This is a genomic window from Alterinioella sp. (genome assembly GCF_058343375.1).
In genome coordinates this window covers 1-25,637 of record NZ_JBTUJH010000082.1, presented here as the reverse complement: position 1 = coordinate 25,637, position 25,637 = coordinate 1, and the positions used below count along the sequence as shown (strand labels likewise).

General features: G+C 60.4%; 23 protein-coding genes, 1 tRNA gene and 2 riboswitches. Of the genes, 8 read left to right on the top strand and 16 right to left on the bottom strand.

The window, feature by feature from the left end; translation table 11 throughout:
* Both ACW8PS_RS11820 and aroC read right to left on the bottom strand, forming a co-directional pair.
* On the bottom strand, positions 1-692 hold a 692-nt coding region (locus tag ACW8PS_RS11820; RefSeq protein WP_491527632.1), incomplete at its 3' end, for a hypothetical protein.
* Positions 693-762: 70 nt separating this feature from the next.
* On the bottom strand, positions 763-1,863 hold the full coding sequence (gene aroC, locus ACW8PS_RS11815; protein WP_491527630.1) for a chorismate synthase: 1,101 nt from the start codon (positions 1,861-1,863) through the stop codon (positions 763-765).
* A gap of 98 nt (positions 1,864-1,961) precedes the next feature.
* Positions 1,962-2,063, top strand: a riboswitch (TPP riboswitch).
* A gap of 40 nt (positions 2,064-2,103) precedes the next feature.
* Between aroC and thiB the strand changes: the two genes are divergently transcribed.
* The 3 genes from thiB to ACW8PS_RS11800 are packed head-to-tail and all read left to right on the top strand — an operon-like array spanning position 2,104 to position 5,307.
* Positions 2,104-3,090 (top strand): thiamine ABC transporter substrate binding subunit, encoded by a 987-nt coding sequence (gene thiB / locus ACW8PS_RS11810; protein WP_491527629.1) that lies wholly within the window; start codon positions 2,104-2,106, stop codon positions 3,088-3,090.
* On the top strand, positions 3,066-4,631 hold the full coding sequence (locus tag ACW8PS_RS11805) for a thiamine/thiamine pyrophosphate ABC transporter permease ThiP (protein ID WP_491527628.1): 1,566 nt from the start codon (positions 3,066-3,068) through the stop codon (positions 4,629-4,631). The genes thiB and ACW8PS_RS11805 overlap by 25 nt, the downstream gene beginning before the upstream one ends.
* Positions 4,618-5,307, top strand: coding sequence for a thiamine ABC transporter ATP-binding protein (locus tag ACW8PS_RS11800; RefSeq protein WP_491527627.1), 690 nt, complete (start codon positions 4,618-4,620; stop codon positions 5,305-5,307). Before ACW8PS_RS11805 ends, ACW8PS_RS11800 begins: the two co-directional genes overlap by 14 nt.
* Positions 5,308-5,464: 157 nt before the next feature.
* Here the strand turns inward: ACW8PS_RS11800 and ACW8PS_RS11795 are convergent, their stop codons facing one another.
* The 7 genes from ACW8PS_RS11795 to ACW8PS_RS11765 form a co-directional block, all read right to left on the bottom strand.
* Complete coding sequence (locus ACW8PS_RS11795) at positions 5,465-6,256, bottom strand: cytochrome c1 (protein ID WP_491527626.1); 792 nt, start codon at positions 6,254-6,256, stop codon at positions 5,465-5,467.
* 20 nt (positions 6,257-6,276) lie between these two features.
* Entirely contained in the window at positions 6,277-7,620 is a 1,344-nt protein-coding gene (locus ACW8PS_RS11790; RefSeq protein WP_491527625.1) for a cytochrome b, read from the bottom strand.
* Between the two features lie 15 nt (positions 7,621-7,635).
* On the bottom strand, positions 7,636-8,226 hold the full coding sequence (gene petA, locus ACW8PS_RS11785; protein ID WP_491527634.1) for a ubiquinol-cytochrome c reductase iron-sulfur subunit: 591 nt from the start codon (positions 8,224-8,226) through the stop codon (positions 7,636-7,638).
* Positions 8,227-8,460: 234 nt separating this feature from the next.
* Positions 8,461-8,886 carry a GNAT family N-acetyltransferase gene (locus ACW8PS_RS11780; protein WP_491527623.1) on the bottom strand — a complete coding sequence of 142 codons (426 nt, stop codon included), beginning with the start codon at positions 8,884-8,886 and terminating at the stop codon, positions 8,461-8,463.
* Positions 8,883-9,485 carry a glutathione S-transferase gene (locus tag ACW8PS_RS11775; protein WP_491527633.1) on the bottom strand — a complete coding sequence of 201 codons (603 nt, stop codon included), beginning with the start codon at positions 9,483-9,485 and terminating at the stop codon, positions 8,883-8,885. Before ACW8PS_RS11775 ends, ACW8PS_RS11780 begins: the two co-directional genes overlap by 4 nt.
* On the bottom strand, positions 9,485-9,766 hold the full coding sequence (locus tag ACW8PS_RS11770) for a hypothetical protein (RefSeq protein ID WP_491527621.1): 282 nt from the start codon (positions 9,764-9,766) through the stop codon (positions 9,485-9,487). Before ACW8PS_RS11770 ends, ACW8PS_RS11775 begins: the two co-directional genes overlap by 1 nt.
* A 53-nt stretch (positions 9,767-9,819) precedes the next feature.
* Positions 9,820-10,446, bottom strand: coding sequence for an FMN-binding negative transcriptional regulator (locus tag ACW8PS_RS11765; RefSeq protein WP_491527619.1), 627 nt, complete (start codon positions 10,444-10,446; stop codon positions 9,820-9,822).
* 60 nt (positions 10,447-10,506) lie between these two features.
* A riboswitch (FMN riboswitch) is annotated at positions 10,507-10,654 on the top strand.
* A gap of 139 nt (positions 10,655-10,793) precedes the next feature.
* Between ACW8PS_RS11765 and ACW8PS_RS11760 the strand changes: the two genes are divergently transcribed.
* Complete coding sequence (locus ACW8PS_RS11760; RefSeq protein WP_491527617.1) at positions 10,794-11,228, top strand: 6,7-dimethyl-8-ribityllumazine synthase; 435 nt, start codon at positions 10,794-10,796, stop codon at positions 11,226-11,228.
* 160 nt (positions 11,229-11,388) lie between these two features.
* Here the strand turns inward: ACW8PS_RS11760 and mtaB are convergent, their stop codons facing one another.
* A complete protein-coding gene (mtaB, locus tag ACW8PS_RS11755) occupies positions 11,389-12,642 on the bottom strand; it encodes a tRNA (N(6)-L-threonylcarbamoyladenosine(37)-C(2))-methylthiotransferase MtaB (RefSeq protein ID WP_491527615.1) in 1,254 nt (417 codons plus the stop codon).
* Positions 12,639-13,478 carry a diaminopimelate epimerase gene (dapF, locus tag ACW8PS_RS11750; RefSeq protein ID WP_491527614.1) on the bottom strand — a complete coding sequence of 280 codons (840 nt, stop codon included), beginning with the start codon at positions 13,476-13,478 and terminating at the stop codon, positions 12,639-12,641. Before dapF ends, mtaB begins: the two co-directional genes overlap by 4 nt.
* Positions 13,479-13,612: 134 nt before the next feature.
* Between dapF and ACW8PS_RS11745 the strand changes: the two genes are divergently transcribed.
* Positions 13,613-13,688: transfer RNA gene (locus ACW8PS_RS11745), tRNA-Lys, on the top strand.
* A 466-nt stretch (positions 13,689-14,154) separates the two neighbouring features.
* On the opposite strand, the gene ACW8PS_RS11740 is transcribed toward ACW8PS_RS11745, so the two are convergent.
* The 5 genes from ACW8PS_RS11740 to ACW8PS_RS11720 all read right to left on the bottom strand — a co-directional run bounded on the left by ACW8PS_RS11740 (position 14,155) and on the right by ACW8PS_RS11720 (position 19,419).
* Complete coding sequence (locus tag ACW8PS_RS11740; RefSeq protein ID WP_491527612.1) at positions 14,155-14,910, bottom strand: ABC transporter ATP-binding protein; 756 nt, start codon at positions 14,908-14,910, stop codon at positions 14,155-14,157.
* 34 nt (positions 14,911-14,944) lie between these two features.
* Positions 14,945-15,703 (bottom strand): ABC transporter ATP-binding protein, encoded by a 759-nt coding sequence (locus tag ACW8PS_RS11735; RefSeq protein ID WP_491527611.1) that lies wholly within the window; start codon positions 15,701-15,703, stop codon positions 14,945-14,947.
* Between the two features lie 12 nt (positions 15,704-15,715).
* A complete protein-coding gene (locus ACW8PS_RS11730) occupies positions 15,716-16,921 on the bottom strand; it encodes a branched-chain amino acid ABC transporter permease (RefSeq protein WP_491527609.1) in 1,206 nt (401 codons plus the stop codon).
* Between the two features lie 3 nt (positions 16,922-16,924).
* The gene (locus ACW8PS_RS11725; protein ID WP_491527608.1) at positions 16,925-17,956 is read right to left on the bottom strand and encodes a branched-chain amino acid ABC transporter permease; all 1,032 of its coding nucleotides are present in this window, start codon (positions 17,954-17,956) and stop codon (positions 16,925-16,927) included.
* Positions 17,957-18,060: 104 nt separating this feature from the next.
* Complete coding sequence (locus tag ACW8PS_RS11720; RefSeq protein WP_491527606.1) at positions 18,061-19,419, bottom strand: substrate-binding protein; 1,359 nt, start codon at positions 19,417-19,419, stop codon at positions 18,061-18,063.
* Between the two features lie 837 nt (positions 19,420-20,256).
* Here ACW8PS_RS11720 and ACW8PS_RS11715 point away from each other — a divergent pair.
* From ACW8PS_RS11715 to ACW8PS_RS11705, 3 genes are all read left to right on the top strand, one after another.
* Positions 20,257-22,638, top strand: coding sequence for a glycosyltransferase family 2 protein (locus ACW8PS_RS11715; RefSeq protein ID WP_491527604.1), 2,382 nt, complete (start codon positions 20,257-20,259; stop codon positions 22,636-22,638).
* Complete coding sequence (locus ACW8PS_RS11710; protein WP_491527602.1) at positions 22,638-23,726, top strand: glycosyltransferase family 2 protein; 1,089 nt, start codon at positions 22,638-22,640, stop codon at positions 23,724-23,726. Before ACW8PS_RS11715 ends, ACW8PS_RS11710 begins: the two co-directional genes overlap by 1 nt.
* 127 nt (positions 23,727-23,853) lie before the next feature.
* A complete protein-coding gene (locus ACW8PS_RS11705; RefSeq protein WP_491527601.1) occupies positions 23,854-25,458 on the top strand; it encodes a class I SAM-dependent methyltransferase in 1,605 nt (534 codons plus the stop codon).
* Positions 25,459-25,637 lie beyond the last annotated feature (179 nt).

The following is a 25,637-nucleotide window of genomic DNA, read 5'->3' as shown; positions in this document are numbered from 1 at the left end:
TTGGTGGATGTGACCTGCAGGTTGTCGACCCCCCAGCTTTCGTCGCCAACGCTTTGGTTGAGCGTCGAGCCGAATCCGATGCTCATCGACGGTCCCGGATTGGTGACCTGAACGCTGACCGAAAAGACCTGATCGGACCAGTTGCTGTTATAGCCCTGCTGGCTGCGGCTGCCATTTGGCGTGATCGTGATGCTGATATTCGGGTCGCTCGTTGTCCAGGCTCCGGTGACGCCGTCTTGTTGCCAGCGGAAACTATAGGCGCTGACCGGGCTGCCATCGACAAAGATGATGAAATCCTCATTGTCCCAGCTGTCGATCGCCAGCATGTCAAATTCGACCGTGGCATAATCATAGCCAGACAGCAGATCAAAGGTGCGGGTGACGATCTCTTCGCCGTCTGACCCGGCATAGGGGCCCAGAATGCCACCAAAGGCGTCCTGACTGCCATCTGTCTGACCGCCGACCCAAAAGCCCGCGCCGTTTTCGAAATCGTCGAAATAGCTCTGCCGGGCAAAACTTGCATTCACGATATCGCCACGCAGCGCGGCCTCGATATCACCGGCAATGTTTTCCACGCCGACGGTGGTTGAATTGATGGCCGCAAAGCCAGATCCGACCATGGCCGCCGACAGCACGACATAGTCGGTTGTCACGGCACCGGATTCAGAGCAGATGAAATCTTGTAACAGCATGGTTGCGGTCCCGATCGGTGTTTCTGAATTCACCCCTATCTGGACATATTGTTGGAATTAGGAAGAAAATCTAGCCAATTTGCCCACGGTTTGCCCCAATCTGGCCACGATGTAGCAGGATGTGATCCAGAAGGGTGCAGGCCATCATCGCTTCACCCACCGGCACGGCGCGGATCCCGACGCAAGGATCGTGGCGGCCTTTGGTGATGATCTCGGTCGGGGTGCCTGATTTGGTGATCGTCTTGCGCGGGGTCAGGATCGACGAGGTCGGCTTGACCGCGAAGCGCATCACGACATCCTGCCCGGTGGATATGCCGCCCAGAATGCCGCCGGCATGGTTCGAGCTGTAGACCGGGCCATCCGGGCCCATCGCAATCTCGTCGGCATTGGCCGATCCGGTCAGGATCGCGGCCCCCATGCCTTCCCCGATTTCCACGCCCTTGACGGCGTTGATCGACATGCAGGCGGCGGCAAGATCGGTGTCCAGCTTGGCATAGACCGGCGCGCCAAGCCCGGCCGGCACGCCGCGCGCGGTCAGTTCGACAATCGCCCCGACGCTGTTGCCGGATCTGCGCAGATCGTCCAGATATCCGGCCCAGGTCTCGGCGGCTTTGGCATCCGGCGTCCAGAACGGGTTGGCTTCGATCTGGTCCCAGTCGAAATTGTTCCGGTCGATGCCATGCGGCCCCATCTGCACCATGTAGCCGGTGATGGTCAGCCCCGGCACCATATCGGCCAGAACCGCGCGCGCTATGCCGCCCGCTGCCACCCGCGCCGCGGTTTCGCGCGCCGAGGCGCGACCGCCGCCGCGCGGATCGCGGATGCCGTATTTCTGCCAATAGGTGATATCGGCATGGCCGGGGCGAAATTTCTCGGCGATATCGCCGTAATCCTTTGACCGCTGATCGGTATTGCGGATCATCAGCTGAATCGGCGTGCCCGTGGTCTGGCCTTCATAGATGCCGGACAGGATCTCGACCTGGTCAGCCTCGCGCCGCTGCGTGGTGTATTTGTTCTGCCCGGGTTTGCGCCGGTCCAGCCAGTGCTGGAGGGCTTGGGTGGAAATTTCCACGCCCGGCGGGCAGCCATCGACGGTGGCGCCAAGTGCTGGCCCATGGCTTTCGCCCCAGGTGGTGACGCGGAAAAGATGGCCATAGCTGTTCATCGACATCGGGGTCCGGCTCCGGGGTTGTTTGGCCAAGGGGTTAGCGTGGCACCGCGCCGATGCCAAGCCCACCCTTGCATTCCTGCCGCCATCGCGCTACCTGCAGCCTTACCTCGGGGGGGCCTTGCGGCCTGAGATGCGAAAAACGCGGACCCGTTGAACCTGAACCGGTTAGGACCGGCGGAGGGAAGGTCTGAGATGCTCTCAACACCTCACTTCGCCCGTCGCAATGAAAGGCAAGTGACCATGAGATCACCTATCATCGCGTCGGGATTTATCCTTGTTGCTGGCATCGCCAGCGCGGATAGTCCCGTTTTGACGATCTATACCTATGACAGTTTTGTCTCTGACTGGGGCCCCGGCCCGCAGGTGGAGGCCGCGTTCGAGGCAACCTGCGGCTGCGATCTGCAATTTGTCGGCGCGGGCGATGGCGCGGCGCTGCTGGCCCGGCTCCGGCTGGAGGGGCCAAGCACCGAGGCTGATATCGTGCTGGGGCTGGATACCAATCTGATTGCCGCCGCCCGTGAAACCGGCCTGTTTGCCGAGCACGGGGTCGCGACCACCGGCCTGACCCTGCCCATCGCCTGGAATGACGACCAGTTCCTGCCCTATGACTGGGGTTATTTCGCCTTTGTCCACAACACAGACATGGAAAACCCGCCGACCAGTTTCATCGAACTGGCCGCAAGTGATGCCCGTATCATCATTCAGGATCCGCGCTCATCGACGCCTGGCCTGGGCCTTTTGATGTGGGTCAAGGCGGCCTATGGCGACCGGGCGGGCGAGATCTGGGAAGGGCTGGCCGACAATATCGTCACCGTTACCCCCGGCTGGTCCGAGGCCTATGGGCTGTTTCTGGAAGGCGAGGCCGACATGGTGTTGTCCTACACCACATCGCCCGCCTATCACCTGATTGCCGAACAGGATGCCAGCCGCACTGCCGCGCTTTTCAGCGAAGGCCATTACATGCAGATCGAAGTGGCGGGCATGGTGCAAAATAGCGACCACCCGGATCTGGCCCGCGATTTCCTTGCCTTCATGCTGAGCGAGCCGTTTCAGAGCGTTATCCCCACAACCAACTGGATGTATCCCGCCGCCCTGCCTGCCAGCGCATTGCCGGACGGGTTCGAGACCCTGATCCAACCTGAAACCGCCCTGCTGCTTGACCCTGAAACGGCGTCCGGTCTGCGGGCTGAGGCATTGGAAGAATGGCGCGCAGCGCTCAGCCAATAGGCGTTTCGACCTGGGCGGGGGCCGCGGTTGCGGGCCTCGTTCTTGTCGTGACCGCGCTGCCGCTTGGCGCGGTGCTGGTGCGTGCCGATGCGTCATCCGCGCTTGGGCCGGCGGATTGGGCGGCGGTGCGGTTCACCATCTGGCAGGCGCTGCTGTCTGCCGTAATCAGCGTGGCGCTGGCGATCCCGGTGGCGCGGGCGCTGGCGCGGCGTGATTTTGCCGGGCGTCGGGTGCTGATAGCGCTGATGGGCGCGCCATTCATCCTGCCGGTGATCGTGGCCGTGTTGGGCCTGATCAGCGTCTTTGGGCGCCAGGGCGGGGTCAGCGCCGGTTTGCGTTTTTTGGGCCTGCCCGAGCTTGAGATCTACGGGCAGCATGGCGTCGTGCTGGCGCATGTGTTTTTCAACCTGCCACTGGCGGTGCGGCTGATCCTGCAAGGCTGGCTGGCGATACCGGCCGAACGGTTCCGGGTGGCCGCCACGCTTGGATTCACGTCCCGCGACATTGCCCGCCACATGGAACGCCCGATGCTGCGCAATGTGGCGCCCGGCGCGTTTCTGGTGATCTTTCTGATCAGCACGACCTCTTTCGCCGTGGCGCTGACGCTTGGCGGCGGCCCGCGTGCCACCACCGTCGAACTGGCCATCTATCAGGCGTTTCTGTTCGAGTTCGACCTGGGCCGCGCCGCGTTGCTTGGGCTGGTGCAGGTCGGCATCTGCGTTGTGGCCGGTGCGCTGGTGATCTGGGGGACAAGGCCGAATTTCGCCGGCACCGGCCTGGATCAGCCGGTGGCGAGATGGGACGCGCAGACCACTGGCGCGCGGATTCTGGACGCGGCCCTGATCGCGGCGGCGACGCTGTTTCTGCTGCTGCCGATCCTGGCCGTGGTCACGCGCGGGGCGGGGGCGGTTGCGGGCCTGCCGCCTGGCATCTGGATGGCGGCGCTGCGCTCGATCCTGCTGTCGCTGGCCACGGCTGTTCTGGCGGTGGGCCTGGCCCTGCCGATGGCGATCCTGATTGCGCGGGGGCGCGCACGCGGGTTGCTGGAGGTCATCGGTGCCCTGTCCATCGCGGTGTCGCCACTGGTGATCGGCACCGGGCTGTTTCTGATCTTGCGCCCGGTGGTCAGCCCGACCGGATCCGCGCTGCCGATCACCGGGTTGGTCAACGCCCTGGCCGCGCTGCCCTTTGTGTTGCGCGCGCTGGTGCCCGGGGTTGAACAGGCCGAGGCGGGGTATGGCCGCCTGGCCCTGTCGCTCGGGTTGAGCGGGCCGCAATATCTGCGCCACGTTCTGTTGCCCCGCCTGCGTCGGCCGCTTGGGTTCGGGGCCGGGCTGGCGGCGGCGCTGGCGATGGGGGATCTGGGCGTGATCACGTTGTTTGCCGCCCCGCAACAGGGCACGCTGCCGCTGGAAATGTATCGTCTGATGGGATCATACCGGACCGATGACGCAGCCGGCGCGGCGTTGCTGTTGCTGGTTCTCAGCCTGGCAGTTTTCTGGATTTTCGACCGTGGGGGCCGTGTGAATGCTGCGACTTGAGGGGATCAGCCTGGGCTTTGACGGCTTTACGCTTGCCGTTGATCTGGACCTGCCAAGCGGCGGTCGATTGGCGGTTCTGGGCCCATCGGGCGGTGGTAAAACAACATTGCTCAGTGTCATTGCCGGATTCCTTGCGCCGGATCGGGGTCGGGTCTGGATTGACGGGGTCGATGTGACCGCGGCACCCGTGCCTGCCCGCCCGCTGAGCATATTGTTTCAGGAAGGCAATCTTTTCCCGCATCTCAGCAGTTTCGACAATGTGGCGCTTGGCCTGCGCCCGGATCTGAAGCTGGACGATGAAACCCGGTCGCGGGTCGAGGAGGCGCTGCGGCAAGTGGGGCTTACCGGGCAATCCAACCGCAGGCCCGGCGATCTGTCAGGCGGGCAGCGGTCGCGCGTGGCCCTTGCCCGGATGCTGTTGCGCAACAAGCCGCTGGCCCTGCTGGACGAACCCTTTGCCGCGCTCGACCCCGGTTTGCGGGCTGAAATGATGGCGCTGGTGGCCGATCTGTGTGACGCCACCGGCCTGACCCTGGTGATGGTCAGCCACGATCTGCGCGATGCGGAACGGCTTTGTGATTCTCTGATCCTGATTCAGGATGGACATATCGTGACCCGAGGCACGATGGCCGAGCTGACGGCCTATCCGCCCGATAACCTGAAACCCTGGCGCTGAAGCGCTTTGCGTTTGATTTTCCCCCCTGGCGGGCCGAACGCGGTTGTTTCACAAACCGCTGCCTCGATCCGCCAGGGGGATGCTGCGCCCAATATGCTGTAAAACGAAAAACGCGCCCCGGATCGGGGCGCGTTTCTCAATCAGGTGCCTGCTTGCGTCACTCGGCGGAGCCGCCCTTGGCTTTGCGCTTGATCGGGGCCCAGATGCGCTTGTTCGTCAGATAGAGCAGCACCGAAAGCAGCCCCAACAGGATCACGGCGGTAAAGCCCATCCGCTTGCGTGCCATCATCTCTGGTTCAGCGGCCCACATCAGGAAGGCGGCAACATCCTGTGCCATGCTTTCCACGTCATTGGGTGATCCGTCGTTGAATTCCACCTGCCCGTCAAACAGTGGCGGGCCCATTGCTGTCAGGCCGCCATAGAAAATGTCATTGCCATACAGATAGGTGCCCGCAATTTCTTCGTCCTCGTCATTATAGCCCGACAGGAACGACGCGATATATTCCGGACCACCAATACCAAACAGGAACTGGTTGATCGCCAGACCGTATGGGCCGTGGAACCCGGCCCGTGCCTTGGCCATCATGCTGAGATCCGGCGCGCCGGAGGTGTCATTCTCGGGGAACGTGTCGTTCGGAATAGCGGGGCGATAATCGCGCAGATCCTCGTCCCAGACCTCGATGAAGTTCTGCTCGATATAAGCGCGGACCTGATCTTCTCCGAGGCCGGGGCCGTCTTCGCTCGACAAGGTGCGGATGGGAACATAGCGCAACCCGTGGCAGGCCGAACAAACCTCGGTATAGACCTGAAGGCCGCGTTGCAGCTGATTCTGGTCATAGGCCCCGAAAGGCCCATCGAAGGAAAACCGGTAATTGGTGACCTCGGCGATGGCCGCGCCACCCGAAAGCGCCACGGCGACGAATGCGGTAAGGGCAAGTTTCCTGAACATTGCGTAATCGTCCTTTTCTATCACTCGGCCGGAGAAGCGGTGGTTTCGCCATCCGCACCCGGTTTGCCGTAAAGCGCGTTGAAATCATCTTCGATCGTTGCCGGGGTCGGCAGCGGTTTTTCGAAGATGCCAAGCAGCGGCAGGATTATCAGGAAATAGGCGAACCAATAGGCCGACGCGACCAGCGCGATATAGGGATAGATACCCTCGATCGGTCTGGCCCCGACCCACATCAACACCATGAAGTCGAAACCCAAGAGCCAGAACCACCATTTGAACGATGGCCGGTAGCGGCCCGACCGGACCGATGACGTATCAAGCCACGGCACCAGCGCCAACACCGCGATGGACCCGAACATGGCGATGACGCCAAAGAATTTCGCATCGACGATGCCACCGGTCAGCCAATTGGCCCAGATCACAACCCAGACCTCGCCGTCAAAGGCGCGCAGGATGGCGTAGAAGGGCAGGAAATACCATTCCGGCACAATCTCTGCGGGGGTGATCAACGGGTTGGCTTCGATGTAGTTGTCGGGGTGGCCCAGGAAATTGGGCATGAAGCCGACCACCGCAAAGAAGATCGTCAGCACCACGGCCAGCGCAAAGACATCCTTGATCACGAAATAGGGCCAGAACGGCAATGTGTCGGCGTCGGCCTCTTTTCTGGATGTGCGGCGCACTTCGACGCCCGTGGGGTTGGAGTTGCCGGTGGTGTGGAAGGCCCAGATATGGATGATCACCAGGCCCACAATCACGAAGGGCAGCAGGAAGTGCAGCGACAGGAACCGGTTCAGCGTGGCGTTGTCCACCGACGGCCCGCCCAGCAGCCAGGTCTGGATCGCATCCCCGATGAAGGGGATCGCGCCAAACAGGCCGGTGATCACGGTGGCCCCCCAGAACGACATCTGCCCCCAGGGCAGCACGTAGCCCATGAAGGCGGTGCCCATCATCATCAGATAGATCAGCATGCCGATGATCCATGTCACCTCACGCGGGGCCTTGTAGGAGCCATAATAGAGACCGCGGAAGATGTGCAGATAGACCGCCACAAAAAACAGCGACGCGCCGTTCATGTGAATATACCGGATCGCCCAGCCGCCATTTACGTTGCGCATGATGTGTTCGACCGAGGCAAAGGCAAGATCGACACTCGGCACGTAATGCATCGCCAGGATAACGCCGGTCACGATCTGCAAGACCAGGGCGAAGGCCAAAACGACACCCCAGATCCACATCCAGTTGAGGTTTTTGGGCGTCGGGATCATCAGGGTGTCATAAAGAAGGCCAATGATCGGCAGGCGGCTGTGCAGCCACTTTTCGGCATTGGATTTCGGTTCGTAATGGTCGTGGGGAATTCCAGACATGTCGCGTGTTCTCCCTTACCCGAGCACGATCGTGGTTTCATCCACGAACGCAGCGACAGGAATCCAAAGGTTTTCCGGGGCCGGTCCGCGGCGGATCCGTCCTGCGGTGTCGTAATGCGAGCCGTGGCAGGGGCAGAACCAGCCGCCAACGCCGTCAACGGTATAGTCACCGGCCTCGTTCAGGGGCACACAGCCCAGATGCGTGCAGACGCCGATCATCACCAGCCACTCGCCGGTATTCTCGCCGTCGAAGGTTGGCGTGGTCCGGTTGAGGTTACTGGCCTCGGCACCATCCGGCAGGTTTGGGTTCTGGGCATTGGTATCGACCAGATCGCTCAGTGCGACCGCCTCGGAATCTTCGATCTCCGCCTGCGTGCGGCGGCGAATGAATACCGGTTTGCCCTGGAACAGCACCGTCAATTGCGTGCCCAGATCGATGCCGTCCACTTCGACGCGCAATTTCGATGCGGCCACAACATCGGCGGACGGGTTCATCTGATTGACCAGCGGCCAGACGGCAGCACCGGTAGCGACAACCCCAACGCCACCAGTGGCATAGAATAGAAAGTCGCGGCGGGTGCTGGGATCATCTTCTGCGTGTGACACCGAAAAGGTCTCCCTCATTATCGTGCCCGTTGGAATAGGGCCATATATCCTGTCAGGGCCGCGCCCAAAGGCGGAGCCGATCTTTGGCCTTTTATAAGCAGCGAGGCGCGCGCGTCCAGCAGGCAAACGCACACAGAGGGCCCGAATTGTCGCAGTTCGGCATCAATTTGGCCGCCGGGGCTTGAAAAACGGGTGGTGGATGCACCCCGCCGGGCGTTGCCAAAGGGCAGAGAATCACCGCAATTTCAGCCGCATGCGGCGGTGCGCAATGCCGGCATCGTCAAATTCGGGCCCATGCGCGGTGAAGCCCAGTCTGGTATAGAAGGGAATCGCGCGGGTCTGCGCCTCCAGCGTGATGGATTCAAAGCCCCGCGCCCGCGCAAAATCCAGCACGTGGCGCATCATCTGATCCCCAAGCCCGGTGCCGCGATGCGTTCTGGCGACCGCCACACGCTGCAGTTTGGCGCTGGTTCCCATCGGCCGCAAACGGGCCGTGGCCACTGGGGTCGCACCGTCCATGCTCAGAAAATGGTGGCACTCATCCTCCAGCCCGTCCCATTCATCATCGGGTGTCACGCCCTGTTCGGCCATGAAAACGGCGCGGCGCAGGGCATAGCACATCTCGCGATGGGCAGCGGTTTCGGCCTGGATGATCGTCATGCGGCGGGAATTGTGGCGCGCATCGCCGGGCGGGCGGCAAATTCGGCTTCCCAGGTTGCAAGCGCATCGCGGGTCTTGCGCCAGTCCCGGTCGCCATGCCGGAAATCGAGATAACCAAGCGCGCAACCCATGGCGATATGGCCCATATCCATGGGACCGGACAAATGGCTCATCCAGCGCGCCTCGACCGCGTCCAGCGCCCTTGCGGCCTTGTCCCATTGCGCCTCGATCCAGGGCTGGTGCTGGATGTCTTCGGGGCGCATGCGTTTTTCGTAAGTCATGGCAAGGGCGGCCTCCATGATGCCATGCGCGGTGGCCTCCAGCGTCAGGGTCTCCCAGATCCGGGCATCGGGATAGAGCCCTGCCCCGGCGCGCGCATTCAGATAGCGGGCAATGACGCGGCTGTCATAGATGGCGGGGCCATCGTCGCGCAGCAGGGCGGGGATCTTGCCCAACGGGTTTGCGGCGGCGACAGTGGTATCGGTGGCCATCGGCGTGGTGGCAATGTCGGTCAGCGCAACATCAGCCTGCCCGGTTTCCAGCAGCAATGCGCGAATGGTGCGCGCGAATGGCGAGGCGGGGGATGACAGGAGGGTAATCATTGCAGGCGTGTCACTTTCACTCGGGTCAATGCGGTGGCGTCGATCTGCACGCCTTTGGCGGATCGGTTCAGCCGAAAGGCACGCCGCCAGCGCAGCGTAGTATTCAACTGGCCGTCATCGGTGCGCATGGTCAGGCCTTCGGGCGTGTCATCCATCACATCCTCGACCTGCTGATCGAGCCGCCCATGCGACGTGGCGCGCGCAATCGCATATCCGGCCAGCGCGATGGCACCATATCTCAGGGCAAAACCGGCAATGGGCATGATCGGGATGGGCATCGGCATCTCCTTGGTCTCTGGCTTTAATAGGTAGGGGTGGCGGGGCGACATGTCTAATGTTTCGGCCCCGCGCCGCGCATCAACGCGGCCAATAGCGCGGTTTCCTGTCCGGCAGGTGCCGAAGCCAGATGATCCGCCGCCGCCAGCCGCGCCGCATCTTCCTTGTTCTGGCCCAGTTTCCAGGTGCCGTCAGTATCGGTGATATCGAAGCGGAACGGCTGGATCATCCGCAGCATCCGGTCCAATGCGTCCGGGTCCATCTTGTCGGCGGTCCAGGGGGATTTGGGCAGCAATTGCGCCTCGAAATGGGCGCTGAGCCGATCCAGCACGCCGCGCAATTGCGTGGCCTCCAGCGGCACCAGCATGCCGCGCAGATGCACCGCGACATAGTTCCAGGTCGGCACCTGATTGGCGGTGCCATACCAATCGGGCGAGATATAGCCATCGGGGCCGGTGACGGCGATGATGGCAGGTATGGGGCGTATGGCGGAGCGCGAAACCGGGTTCGAGCGCATCAGATGCAGCTCGGCGCTGCGGCCATCCTCGGCCAGCACGAAAGGCACATGGGCAGTGAGCGGCGCGGGATCTGCGTTGATGGACAGCGCGCCAAACCCGCGGTCGCGGGCAAATCCCAGATTGCGGGCGCGGGGTTCGGCTCGAAATATCGGGTTCGGGTGCATCGTGTCATTCTCCGGCCTGGGTTGGCCCTTGCGTAGCGCGGCAGGCTCTGTAATTGCTAGCCCCGTTCTCAGGGCGGGGCGCAATTCCCCACCGGCGGTATATCGGCCAGACCGATCAGCCCGCGAGCGCCCTTGCCTTGGCAGGGGGACAGCAGATCCGGTGAGAGGCCGGGGCCGACGGTGACAGTCCGGATGAAAGAGAACGTGCGTGGATCCCGAGCCAATTGGTGCGGGCCCCCATGTTCGTGATCGCCTTGGGTGACGTGTCTCCAGGCCAGGTTGGCAGCAAAAAGTGGAAACCGGTTTTTGCGGCCGCCAACGGCCAGCCAAGGCGAAAGGAGATCATGATGACACACACCCGATATGCGTTTATCAAAGCCAACTGGCATTGTGAAATTGTCGATCAGGCTCTGGTCGGGTTCGGCAATGTGATTGCCCCGGATCAAGTCGATGTGTTCGATGTGCCGGGCGCGTTCGAGATGCCGCTTTTGGCCCGTGATCTGGGGCTGACGGGGCGGTATGGGGCGGTGATCTGTGCGGCGCTGGTGGTGGATGGCGGCATTTACCGGCATGAATTTGTGGCTGCTGCTGTTGTTGATGGGCTGATGCGGGCGGGGCTGGAGAGCGGCGTGCCGGTCTTGTCGGTCGCGCTGACGCCGCACCAGTTTCACCAGACACCGCATCACATCGCCATCTACAAGGACCATTTCGTGCAAAAGGGGCGCGAGGCGGGCGAGGCGGCGCTGATGATCGGCAAAACACGGGCGGCGCTGGCGGCCTGACCGGAGGAGCCTCCGGCGGGAGTATTTGGGCAAAGAAGAAGCTGTTATGGCGTTTTCTCGTTTTACCTGAGGCACAGTATCCCCCTGGCGGGTGAGGCCGCGGTTTTTGAAACAACCGCGTTCGGCCTGCCAGGGGGGTTCAAATCAAACGCAATGCGCTTCAGGCGGTCAGATGCGCGGCATGGGTTCCGGTGATGGCGGCGGTCACGATCTGGCCCTCGGGCTGGTCTGTGCCGAAATGCACTTCGGTGAACTGTTCGGTCCGGCCCATGCGCGGGCTTTCCAGCAGCACCTTATGCGTTTTGCCCACCTGTGCCGCCAGATGCGCCGCGACAGCCGCATCCCCCGCCGCGCGCAACCGGGCAGCGCGGGTCTTGATGTCGCGCCCATGCACGGCGGGCATCCTTGCGGCAGGCGTGCCGGGGCGGGGGGAATAGGGAAAGACATGCAGCCAGGTCAGGCTACAATCCTGGATCAGGTTCAATGAGTTCTGGAACATGATTTCGGTCTCGGTCGGGAACCCGGCGATGATATCGGCACCGAATGTCATCTCGGGGCGCAGTTTGCGCGCCTGCTCGGCAAAGCGGATGGCATCGTCGCGGTTGTGACGGCGTTTCATCCGTTTCAGGATCATGTCGTCGCCATGTTGCAGGCTGAGATGCAGATGCGGCATCAGGCGCGGTTCCGTGGCGATGGCCTGCATCAGGTTTTCATCCACTTCGATGGAATCGATCGATGAGATCCTGAGCCGCGCCAGATCGGGCACCAGTTTCAGGATCCGCATCACCAGATCGCCAAGCCGTGGCTGCAATGGCAGATCACCCCCCCAGGAGGTGAGATCAACCCCGGTCAGCACCACCTCATTATAGCCGCGATCGACCAGCCGCTTGATCTGATCGACCACCACCCCGGCCGGAACCGAGCGGGAATTGCCGCGCCCGAAGGGGATGATGCAGAAGGTGCAGCGGTGATCACAGCCGTTTTGCACCTGCACATAGGCGCGGGCGCGGGTGCCGAAGCCGTCAATCAGATGGCCCGCCGTTTCGGTGACCGACATGATGTCATCGACCATCACCTTTTCGGTCGCGCCGATGAAATCGCCCGCCAGCGCGCGCCATGTCTCGGGTTGCATCTTTTCGGTATTGCCGATCACCAGATCGACCTCGGCCATAGTGGCGAAGGTCTCGGGTTCGGTCTGGGCCGCGCATCCGGTGACGATCAGCCGCGCGTCGGGGTTTTCGCGACGCAGCTTGCGGATCTCCTGCCTGGCCTTGCGCACGGCCTCGGCGGTTACGGCGCAGGTGTTGACGATCACGGCATTGTCGATCCCGGCGGCGCAGGTCAATTCGCGCATCGCCTCGGTCTCATAGGCGTTCAGTCGGCAGCCGAGCGTGTGAAAGAGGGGGGCGGTCATGTCAGATCCGCCAGAAATTCGGGCGATAAAACGCCGGAAAAGACATGCATGGTCGGCCCGGTCATCCAGACGCCATCGGCGCGCCAGTCGATCAGGATGCGCCCGCCATCGAGATCAATCGTCACCTTGCGCCCGGTCAGCCCGCGGCGCGCAGCGGCCACAGCCGTGGCGCAGGAGGAGGAACCGGAGGCCAGCGTAACACCCACGCCACGCTCCCAGACCCGCATCCGCAGATGATCGGGGGCCACGAGATGGGCAAACTGGACATTGGTGCGTTCGGGGAACAGCGGGTGATGTTCCATCTCGGCCCCGCGCGTGGCAAGATCGACCGCCTCTGCATCTTCGACAAAGAAGGTGCAATGCGGATTGCCCATGCCGGTGGCGGTGGGGCTGCCTTCGATTGGCAATTCCAATGTGTCCATCGCGTGCGCCAGCGGGATCTGGTCCCAGTTGAGTTGCGGCAGGCCCATATTGACCGATGTCAGCCCATCGCCGGCATCGACCGCCTGCAACAGCCCGCGCGCGGTGCGCAGGGTCAGCGACCCAGCCCCGGTGCGGTCCATCTCATGGCGCGCGATGCAGCGGGTGGCATTGCCGCAGGCACCCGAGATCGAGCCATCGGCATTGTAAAAGGTCAGATCCAGATCGGCATCCTGCCCGGCCCGGATCACGGCCAGCTGATCAAACCCGACCCCCCGGTGACGGTCCGCCAGCGCACGCGCCAACCCGGCCGTCACCGACATGTCGGTTGCCCGCCTGTCGATCACTACAAAGTCATTGCCGGCCCCATGCATTTTAAGAAAAGGCAGACCGGGATTTGTCTCAACATCAGCCATGGCGGTGCGTATACGCCGGGGCCTGGCAATTTGAAATCCCACGCTTGCGGATTTCCGCTTGACGCCTCGGAGCGGGGTTTATAGAGAAGCCGCCTGTAGCGGGCTGCCTTTCGGGCACTCCCTTGCGAAGAAGTGGGCCGTTAGCTCAGTTGGTAGAGCAACTGACTTTTAATCAGTGGGTCGCAGGTTCGAATCCTGCACGGCTCACCACTTTTTCAACATTATCAATGCGTTAGGTGGGTCTTTTAGGGATTCGCTTTGGACCTGGTCGGCTTGTGGAAGTGCCGTGGCAGCAAGAATTTGCGCGACCTTTGTATGGCAAGTGACCTACTCACAGAGAATATGCGGCGCGAGTCCGCATGGGGCCCATTCTGTTGAGAGCCCTTATTGATTGGATGCCGTTCGGAGACTCGAATTCCGCGTTTCCGTGAGAGGTTGTTGACGATGCGGATCCAAAGAAAGAGGCGCAAGATGCGCCTGTTGCCAACCGATGGCCAGTATTCCGCCCCAAGGACGGGGCGAGATTGCTGCCCGAACAGCCACCCGCCAGAAAATGCCAAGCGATAAGGGTCCTGCGTGGCTTGTCGCAAAAGGAGACGAGCGATGCGCCCGGTTTTGGCTATTACGAGACGTGCTTTGGCTGTCAGATCCCGGATATCGGGGCCGGAATCAATCATCAGATCGCGAGATATTCCTCGCGAAGTTCCTTGTTTTCCAGGACTTCCTTGGCGTCTCCGTCGAACACGACCTGGCCGGTATCCAGGATAACGGCGCGGTCAGCGATTTTCAGAGCCGCAATGGCATTCTGCTCCACGATGATTGTGGTAATGCCCTGGTCGCGGATCACGTTCAACGTTTTCGCAATCTCCTGCACGATGATCGGCGCAAGCCCTTCGTAAGGTTCATCCAGGAGCAGGACCTTGATATCACGTGCCAGGGCGCGGGCGATCGAAAGCATCTGCTGTTCACCGCCAGACAGCGTGATGCCCTCTTGCTTGCGGCGCTCATCAAGGCGTGGAAACAACTCATAGATTCTTTTGAGTGACCAACCGTGCGGTGGTGCAATCTGAGCCAGTTTAAGGTTTTCCTCAACTGTAAGGCCGGGGATGATCCGCCGGTCTTCGGGGACCAGAGCAATGCCCGCACCGGCCGCCTGAAAGCTCTTCATCTCATGCAATGGTTTGTGGTCGAGCCATATTTCCCCATGGCGCAATTCCGGGTTGTTGACACGGGCAATGGCGCGCAATGTGGACGTCTTGCCTGCGCCGTTACGGCCAAGAAGGGCCAGGATTTCCCCTTCGTGGATATTGAAGCTTACGCGTTGGACGATATAGCTCTCGCCGTAATAGGCATCGATTTCCCATACCGACAGAAAGGCGGGGGCCGTCGCCGCATGGTTGGCGTTCGGATCAAATTTCGGCTTGGTATTCATTCGTGATCTCCGATCAGGCGAAAAAGCGGACGTGTCAGATCTCTGCATCGCCAAGATAGGCTTCGCGTACTTTTGGGTGGCCCTTGATGTTCTCTGGTATGTCTTCGACCAGCGGTGCCCCCTGCGCCAGAACGGTAATCCGGTCGGCGAGGCTGAAGACGACATGCATGTCATGTTCGATGATGGCCATCGTGAGATTGCGCGACGCTCGAATTTCCTTCAGCAATTCGATCGTATTGTTGGTATCGGCCCGCGACATGCCCGCGGTCGGTTCGTCGAGCAACAGAAGTTTGGGCTGCTGAACCAGCGACATGGCCATCTCCAGGCGGCGCTTGTCGCCGCGCGAAAGCGAGCCTGCCAACATGTCTGTCTTCTTGTGCATGTTGACTTCTTTCAGCATCGTTTCCGCCTGATCGACGATCTTTTCTTCAGATCTGATGGATTCGAAGGCATGCATGCGGAAAGATCCGTCGCGCCCTGCGAAACAGGGGATCAGGACATTTTCCAGAACCGTTTGATCCGCGAAGATCTCGGGCGTTTGAAAGACGCGGCTGATGCCCATCTGGTTGATCTCATATGGCTTGCGGCCCAACACGTTTTTGCCCTGGAACGTAACTGTTCCACTGTCGGGCATCAGCTTGCCGACCAGCACATTGAGCAGTGTGGATTTGCCGGCCCCATTGGGGCCGATAATGGCGTGGCAGGTGCCTTCGTGCACTTCCAGGTTGACGTCATCCAAAGCCTGCAATCCGCCAAAGCGCTTGTTCACGCCCTTAACTTCAAGGATTCCCATCTCGGTTTTCTCCTATTCGCCCGGCTCGGTCGAGGGTTCATCCCCGCCTGAAGGCTCTACGCGATTTCGCCTGAACATTGCGGCAATGCGTTTGCCGCCTTCGACAATCCCACCCGGAAGGAAGATCACGACCGCCATGAACACGAGGCCAAGCGTCAACTGCCAGCCCGATCCGGTGAACGGATAGACGATATTGACCAGCGTATTTTCCAGCCAAGTGGGGAAGATGGCGAACCACTGATGCAGAATGCTGCTGTTGATCGTGGAAATGATACTTTCGAGATAGGCAATGACACCCGCCCCGAGGACCGGACCGATCAAGGTTCCCGCGCCACCGAGAATGGTCATCAGGACCACCTCGCCCGACGCGGTCCAGAGCATTCTTTCAGCCCCGGCCAGAGGGTCCATGGCCACCATCAGGCCACCGGCAAGGCCGGCATACATCCCCGAGATAACGAAGGCCGCCAGCGCATAGGGGCGCGGGTTCAGGCCGGTATAGGTCATCCGGGTCTGGTTGGATTTGATGGCCCGCAGCATGAGGCCAAAGGGCGAACGGAACAGCCGGATGGCAAAATAGAAGGCCGCCAGCATCACGATGCCGCTCAGGTAGTAGCCGACATTGAAGGTGAAACTCCATCCGCCCAAAACCAGCTCGGCGCTTGAATGGATGTTGAGCCCAAAGATATTGGGGGGAGGGATATTGCCGTCGGCCGCTTGCGCCGCCCCCAGGATCCGCGGATCGTTCAGCGACAGGGTCAGGCCGGTTTCGCCACCTGTCAGCGGGGTCAGAACCGAATAGGCCAGACTATAGCTCATCTGCGCGAAGGCCAGCGTCAGGATGGAAAAATAGATCCCCGTCCGGCGCAGCGAAACGTAGCCGATCAGCAGCGCGAACAGGCCGGCAACGATGACCGAGACGATCAGGGCCGGAATGACATTCATCGTCAGAAGCTTCATCATCCAGACCCCGGCATAGGATCCCGCCCCCAGAAACGCGGCATGACCGAAAGAGAGATAGCCGGTCAGCCCGAAGAGGATGTTATAGCCGATCGCGAAAATCCCGAAGATCACCAGTTTCTGCATCAGGTCCGGATAGCCGGCATTGAACTGGGCCAGGCCGATGGTATCGGGGAAAGGGTTCAGGATGAACGGGGCGAAAACAACGAGGCAGACCACGATCAGAAAAAGCTTTCTATCGCCAATATTCAGTCCAAGCATGGCTCAATCCTCCATTACGCCCTTGCGGCCCATGAGGCCACGCGGACGGATCAAAAGTACGACAACGGCGACGAGGTAGATAACCACTTGGTTGATGCCGGGCAGAAACTCGATGATCTGCGACATCGAGGCAAAGCTTTGCAGGATGCCAAGCAGGAAGCCGGCGGCGACAGCACCGCCAAGGCTGCCCATGCCGCCGACCACCACGACGACAAAGCTGACGACCAGGAAATCCATGCCGATGTGATAATTGGGCGACAGGATCGGTGTATACATCACCCCGGCCAGCCCGGCCACGACGGCGGCAATGGCAAACACGACCACAAAGCGCCGGTCGATATCGATGCCCAGCAATCCGACCATTTCCCGGTCCTCCATCCCGGCCCGCACAACCATGCCAAAGGTCGTGAATCGCAGGAATGCAAACACTGCGGAAATGATCACGACCGCAAAACCGAAAAAGACCAGACGCCAATAGGGATACATGATCGAGAAGGCATCAAAGCCAAGCAGCACGCCAAAATCAAACGACCCGATAAAGGCTTCGGGGGCAGGCGTCGGGATCGGGTTCGCGCCGAAGAATGCCTTGATGATTTCCTGCAACACAATCGCCAGGCCGAACGTGACCAGGATCTGATCCGCATGCGGGCGTTTGTAAAAATGCTGGATCAGGCCGCGTTCCATGATGACGCCAATCAGCGCCATGATCGGAATGGCGACGATAACTGCCAGCGGAACCGACCAATCGATTATGGTTCCACCCACTCCCGGGCCAAACCAGGCTTCGATATAGGGCGTGTTAACGGTCAGCGGGTTGCCAAGAAAGTCGGTCCTGGTTTCGTCGATCGTTTCAAAGGACAGAGTCAGGATTCTCTTCAGCGTGACAGCGACGAAAGCGCCCATCATGAACAAGGCACCATGGGCGAAGTTCACCACGCCAAGGGTCCCGAAGATCAGCGTCAGACCAAGGGCAATCAGCGCATAGGCGGATCCTTTGTCGAGGCCGTTCAGAATTTGCAGAATAATCGCTTCCATGGCTTTCCCAGTCCAATTGGCAATAAATGTGCCCCCCGCTTGTGGCGGAGGACACGATTGCAGCCGGCCCCGACGGATATGCCCGGGCCGGCAGGTTTCTGATATTAAGCGCCCGGGTTACAGGTGCCCAATGAGCCGCCCTGGAAATCCGGGTGGTCAATCGGGTAGGTCACGGCGTCACGCGGCGTGACCTGGACGATCTCAAGAAGGTCGAACTCGTTTTGCGGGTCTTCCTTGCCGCGCACCACCAGAACGTCCTTGAAGCACTGGTGATCTTCGGCACGATAGAGGGTCGGGCCATTGCCCATACCGTCGAACTCAAAGCCTTCCAGAGCCTCGACAACCGAACAGGGGTTGAAGCTGCCACCGCGTGTGACGGCATCCGCATAGAGCAGGGTCTGCACATAACAGGTATGGGCCGCCTGCGACGGCGGGAAGCCATAGCGTTCACCAAAGGACCGGGTAAAGGCCTGGCTGCCGGCATCGTCGAGGGACCAGTGCCAGTTGGTCGAACCGTAGATGCCCTCGATCGCGGTTCCGGCACCACGTGCCATCAGGCGCGAGAACAGCGGCACGACGATGGCAAAGTCCTGACCATTGGCCTGCATGTCGCGCAGGCCGAACTGAACGGCCTGGGTCAGAGAGTTGACCATATCCCCACCATAGTGGTTCAGGATCAAGACATCGGCACCCGAGTTCGCAACCGGAGTCAGATAGGACGAGAAGTCGCCGGCGCCGACCGGGGTCATCACGGCATTGGTGGTTTCCCAACCCATGGCCTCTGTGTAGGTGCGCATGGAGCGTTCCTGGCTCCAGCCCCAGGTATAGTCGGCCGTCAAGTGATAGGCGCGACGGTTGGTGCCATAGGCCGCCTCGAGGATCGGTGCCAATGCGCGGCCGCTCATCTCGGTGTTGAAGAAGTGGCGGAAGCCATTGGCACGGCGGTCTTTGCCGGTCGTGTCATTGGAGTGAGTCAGACCAGCCATGAAGATCACGCCCGCGTCCTGGCAAAGCCCCTGAACCGCGATTGCAACGCCGGAGGAAGACCCGCCGGTAATCATGATCGCGCCATCGCGCTCGATCATCGACCGCGCCGAAGAGCGCGCCGCATCCGAGGATGTCTGCGTATCGCCGGTGACGTATTCAACACGACGTCCAAGGATGCCGGTGCCGTCAAGCACGGTCGAGCTGAACGTGTTCAGCATGCCGCCGTCGCCTTCGCCGTTCAGGTGTTCGACCGCCAGCATATAGGCGCGCAGCTCATCGGCACCCTCATCGGCATAGGCACCGGTCTGCGGCACATTGAACCCAAGGGTTACGCTGTCAGAACCCGGCGCGTTGGTGAAACCCGTATCGGCGCTTGCCCAAGCCGCGCCAGAGAAGATTGTTGGAACCGCCAGAGTTGCTCCGGTCACGGCGCTGGCTTTCAGCATGCCACGACGGGTAAAATTACCTTTCGACATATATCGTCCTCCATTTTGTGGAAAGGCCCGGACCTCCCAATCCAGGCGAGGGTAATGACTACCCCTACAAACGGATACAGGCTTCTCAAAAATTAGCAATCCGGCCGATTTGAGGAAATTTTATTCCTGTAAATAAGTTAACTACACCGTTAAATTCTTGCAATAAAGTTAACTCATCTGTGGTGATGAGAGGGGAGCGCAGCCAGCGCTGATCGTGTTTCAAGCTGCTATCCGCAGGGCTGGCTCGGCAAATCTGAACCGGTGAACCAGGCGGATTTTCGGCTCCGGCCCCGGGCGCATGGCCAAGCCGGAAATCCACAGGAAAAAGGGCTCTGAACCATTCGAGGAAACCGAGTAGCCTGTGTTCATCCACGGCCCGCCAACACCGTGCCCAAAGGGGGATGATTTCGCACGCTTTTGCGGGTCAAAATTGAATGCCGATTGACATTTGCCGGCCCGGCGGATGAAACCAAGCATAATACAGCAGGAGGAAGACGCCCCACGACGGGGCAGGTTTATGGATGTGGAACTGCAAAAGCATCAGATCCAAGCCGCCGCTGCAAGGAATGCACCGAATGGAAAACCGGTGGATGACACTGGCGTTCAAGGCAATGGCCGGTCTCGCGGCATCCAGGGATGAGAGCAGAATGAACAGGCTCTGCCGTGACCCTCATGCCGGGATGCGGGTCGTGAAACGCAGCCGCGACACCGTCGCCCCAAACGCCACAATCTTGTTGGAACCGTCCTGATCCGCTCAGGCCTGCCGGAGATCACAATGTTGGATGTCTACCCCCCCGAGGCCCTGCCTGAGTGGCCACCGCGCCGGGGCGTCCGGCGATGATCCAGCATTCTGCGATCATGGCCGGGGGCGTTGAAGTGGTGCATCTGGCGCTGGTTCCCGCTTGCCAGGGCAAGGTCATCGCGCTGGCCGCACTAGCCGATGTCGCGGGCAAGGCGCGCGTCTTCTTCAACGACGCGGCACGCCTTGACAAACTGGCCCCGGGTGCGGGTGGTTTTATCCCCGAACAGGAAATCCGCCTGCGCGGAAATGGCGGGATGTATGTGGACGGAACGGTATCTGACGCGAAGCCGGAAGCCCTGACCCTGACATATGACGGCACCACGCTGACCTTGCCTTTATCTACCCCACGCGCCGAATTTCTGTCCGGGCAGGACTGTCTGCTGAGCACGCTCAATCAGGCGCTGTCCGTGCCGGTGAACGCGGCTGACGAGGCGCTCAATCCGCTTGCCGACCCGGCCTATATCCGTGGTTGGCTGGCCCATCATGCCCGCCACCAGGGGGTTACGGCGGCAGTGCTGCTCAACCGCCTTGGGCCGGGCGGGGCGGGGGCGGAGTTTGCCCAACGGTTGCGCGCAGAGCTGGAGGCCGCACCCGTCGCGCTGGCCCGGATCGTGGTGCTGGATGTGCCGGGGCCGACGGGGCATTTGGGCGCGCCCGATGAACGGCATCTGATTTGCGCCCCCGAGGCACCGGGAAAGGGCAGGATGAAGCCGCCCGCGCCGGATCCCTGGCGCGCGGGTTTCGGCGATGAGGTTCTGCTGGAATTCCTGCGCCATGCGGTTTTGCCCGGTGCCACGGGAGTGGCCTATCTCGATCTGTCCGACTGGCTGTCGCCGCCCAATCCGGGCCAGGGCACTGTCTTTGACGCGGCACGCGCTGCCCGCCCTGATCCGCTGATTGCGCTCACCGGGTTGCGCGCCTTTGCCTGGAAGCTGCCCAACAACGGTGCGGCGCGCCCCGGAGATCACATCTGCCGTCCCTTCGACCTCAGGGCAGCGTTTTCGCGCTGGGTGTTCTGCCCGGCGCAGGGGCGCGATCTGCCCCAGACCTGGCGGCCGCACCGGATCATCGGGCTGCAGGCACAACCTGCCCCGGAGCACCGGCTCTGGCGCTTTGTCGGGCTGCGCCATCCGGGGGCCGCCCCGTCGCAGCTGGTGCCCAAAAGCAGCTTGCGCGAAGATGCCGAATTGCTGGCCCTGTCGCGCGATATTTTTGGCCATGACCCGTTTCGGGTGCCCGACCCCGAGATCGAGCCAGGCGTCATCGCGGTGCCCGCCGCCAAACGCGGCGACAAGATCGTGCTGGTCACGGCGATGAAAAACGAGGGGCCGTTCCTGCTGGAATGGATCGCCTATCATCGGGCCATCGGGGTCAGTGACATCATCGTGTTTACCAATGATTGCACAGATGGCACCGATAGGTTTCTCGACCTGCTGGCGGCGCGCGGCATTGTTGAACATTACCCGAACCCGTTTCGGGAAATGGGGCTGAAGCCGCAGCATGCGGGCTTTCGCGCCGCCGAACAGATGCAGACCGTGCAGACCGCCGACTGGCTGATGACGCTGGATGTGGATGAGTTCATCAATGTGCATGTGGGCGGCGGCCATTTGCGGGATCTGTTCGCAGCCATGGGTGATGCGAACATGATCTCCTGCACCTGGCGGCTGTTCGGCAATTCCGACCTGACCCATTTCGAGGATGATTTCCTGTTGCGCCAATTCACCCGCTGTGCCGCCAAAAATGCGGCACGCCCGCATCAGGCCTGGGGGTTCAAGACGCTGTATCAGAACAACGGAATTTTCCGCAAACTGGGCGTGCATCGACCAAAGGGGTTGCAGGGCGCTGCGGTGAAGCATCTCAACTGGGTCAACGGTTCTGGCCAGGCGATGCCGGAAAAAGAGTTCCGCTCCGGCTGGCGCTCAAATACCGATACGATCGGCTATGACCTGGTGACCCTGAACCATTATGCGGTGCGCTCGACCGAAAGCTTTCTGGTCAAACGCGACCGGGGCCGGGTCAACCATGTTGACCGGGATCAGGGCGGGGCCTACTGGTTTCGGATGAACCACAACACCACCCAGGACAGCTCGATCCAGCGGATGATCCCGATGCTGGAGGCGGAATGGGCACGCTTGATGGCCGATCCCGAGATCGCCGCCGCGCATGACCATTGTGTTACCTGCCACCGCGCCAAGATCGCCGACCTGATGGCACAGCCCGAGCCGCGGGCCTTCTATGACATGCTGACCAGTGACCGTTATCGCACCCTGTCGCGGCTGCTGCCGGGTTTTGGGGCGAACGTGTTTCTGGCCGGGCCTGAATCGGTGCCGCAGGAATTGCTGGAGCGTTTCGGCAATGCCGCGCTGCCCGATGATTTCTATTTCACCGTTGATCGACCATCGGACACAAAGCACTGATGCGGGCGCTGATTGTCACCTGTATGCGCAACGAGGCACCGTTTTTGCTGGAATGGATCGCCTATCACCGGCATATCGGTTTCACCGATTTCCTGATCTATTCCAACGATTGCGAGGACGGCACCGATGTGTTGCTCGACCGCCTGGCCGAGATGGGGATCGTGGTGCATGAACGTAACCATGCAGGCGGCAAGAAAACCGTTCAATGGCGCGCGTTGAGCCGGGCGCGCCATCACCCGCTGACCGGCTTGGCGGACTGGATCTATGGCACGGATGTGGATGAGTTTCTGTGCATCCACGCCGGTGACGGCCATCTGCGCGATCTCATTGCCGCTTGCCCGCAGGCACCTGGCTTTGCGATCCCCTGGCGGATGTTCGGCAATGGCGGGGTGGTGCGGTTCGAGGATAGGCCGGTGCTGGAACAATTCACCCGCGCAGCCCCTGACGCTTTGCTTTGGCCGTGGCGTGCGGTGCAGTTCAAATCGCTCTACCGGGCTGACCCCCGCTATCAGCGGCTGGGCGTGCACCGTCCGCGCCTGAAGAACGGCCAGACGCATGGGCCTTGGGTCGACGGCAACGGCGCGCCATTGGTGGAAACCCCCGGCACCGTGGTGCCGACATTGGCCCCGCGCTATGGGCTGGCGCAAATCAATCACTACGCGCTGGGCGCGATGGAAAGTTTTCTGGTCAAGGTCGCGCGCGGCAAGCCAAACCATAGCGAGGATGCCATCGACCTGGCCTATTGGTCGGATCGCAATTTCTGCGCCGTCGAGGACCGGTCGATTTTGCGCCATTGCGAAGCGGTGGCCGATGCTGTGGCGGCGCTGCGTGCGGATCCCGAGCTGGACCGGCTCCATCGGTTGGGAGTGGACTGGCGGCGGGCAAAGATTGCAGCGTTGATACAGGAATCCAACAGTTTCTACATGCTGGCGCGGTTGATGCAGATGCCGCCGACCCAGGTCCTGTCGCATGCGCAACAATCCTATTTGTTCAAGGGGTTGATGACAGTTCGCCGGTTACAGGCCGCCCGCAAGGCCGCGGCCGGGGCGGATGGTGGTGCCGGACCCGAAGCAGGCGTTCCACGATGAGATATGCAACAAGGTCGAAGAATTTCAGCAAAGGTCACATCCGGGCATTCAGCAAGAAAGCAGTGTTGAAAAACGCCCATCTATGAAGGATGTTACCGGCGAAGGCGACAAGCTAGGGTGAGAAATTATGAATAAGGTCAAGTGCCTGATTGTGTCTGCAATGCGCGACGAAGGGCCTTACATCCTGGAATGGGTCGCCTTCCATCGGTCAATTGGGGTTACAGATTTCCTGATCTACACCAATGATTGCAGAGATGGATCCGACTTGTTGCTGGACAGGCTGCAGCAGAATGGAATTCTCACCCATGTCCGCAACAAGGTCCTGAAGCGAGGCCCGCAAAAATCTGCCTTCAAGGCGGCAATGCGCCACCCGGCATATCTTGAAGCAGAATGGGTGTTGGCCAGCGATGTTGACGAATTTCTGAACATCAAGGTTGGAGCCGGCCAGATTGAGGATTTGCTGGATCTGTATCCTGATGCCGATGCGATACCTGTTTGTTGGCGGATGTTCTCGAATAATGGGCACGAAGAAATAATCCCCGGTTTTTCAATCGAAGCACTGACCGATGCGGAATCCCCCGATGCGGACCCGGACGCCGTAGGTCGATTTGTAAAAAGCCTGTTCAAGCCCAATCCTGAAATGGTGCGGATTGGAACCCATGCTCCGGTATACACAGCGGAATTCGAGGCAAAGGCAAAATGGGGCACCCCGTGGTGCACACCGGAAAATCCGGATGACCCCAGACGCCCCCGGACCGATTACGGATACGATATTGCCCAAATGAACCACTACGCTGTTCGTGCTGTTGACCCATTCCTGTTGAAGCGAGATCGAGGAGACGTCAACTATATGGCGAACCGGCTTGAATTGGATTATTGGGCGCGTTGGTGCCGAGGGGGGAGTAAGGACGATTCGATCCTCGAACGTGTGCCGGGCATGAAGAAAGAGCTGGAAGAACTGACCAGGGATCCGATTGTTCGGCGGTTACATGATGGCGCGATAGAGTTTCATAAAAACCGCATTCGTGAACTATTGGAAACCGAGGAATACCGGAACCTCAAGAGACAAATTTTCGAACTATCCCCACCGAAACAACCTGCCAAAAAGCAGAAAAATACAAACTTGGCGGCTACCGAGTTGGCCTTGAAAGCTCCAGGCAGGCACAAGAATAGGCTGCGCATGCTGGAGCAGATGCCAAAACATGGCCGGTGTGCCGAAATCGGGGTCTGGAATGGTGGGTTTTCAGATGCAATTCTTGAGGTGACCAAACCAAAAGAGCTTGTGTTGATTGACCCCTGGGATTTGCTGTCGAAGCAATCAGAGGAAGAACGCACACATAAAAAACACGCTGACACGGGTTTTATGGATGACATGTTTCAGAATGTCTCAGACAGGTATGGCCATTTGGAGAACGTGACCATCGTCAAAGGGTTTTCCTCTGACGTTTTGTCCACCTTTCCGGACGATTATTTTGACTGGGTGTATGTGGATGGAAATCACCAATATGAATTTGTGAAGAAAGATATTGAACTTGCATTTCAGAAGGTCAGGGCTGGAGGAATAGTTGCCGGGGATGATTTTTTCTGGAAACGAAATGAGAGAATGCATGTCAAGGAAGCTGTCCTCGATACAATGAAAGAACACGGTATGACCAATCGCCCGACCCGATTTGGACAGCAATACATGATTACTGTTCCGGAAAAGCCTCTCGCAATTGCAGAGAGCGCCTGAGATCATCCAATTCGAGAAACGAATTAACAAAAAATCTTTCGGTCACTCAGCAATGGCCATGACTGTAAGCTCACCTTAAAGGGAAAGCAGCCCTCATTGAGTCGACCAGCTCTGAATTCACTTCAAGGCTTTCCTTACTGATCGAGCGATCAAATTTCCAGCCCGTTGAAATTTGGCGA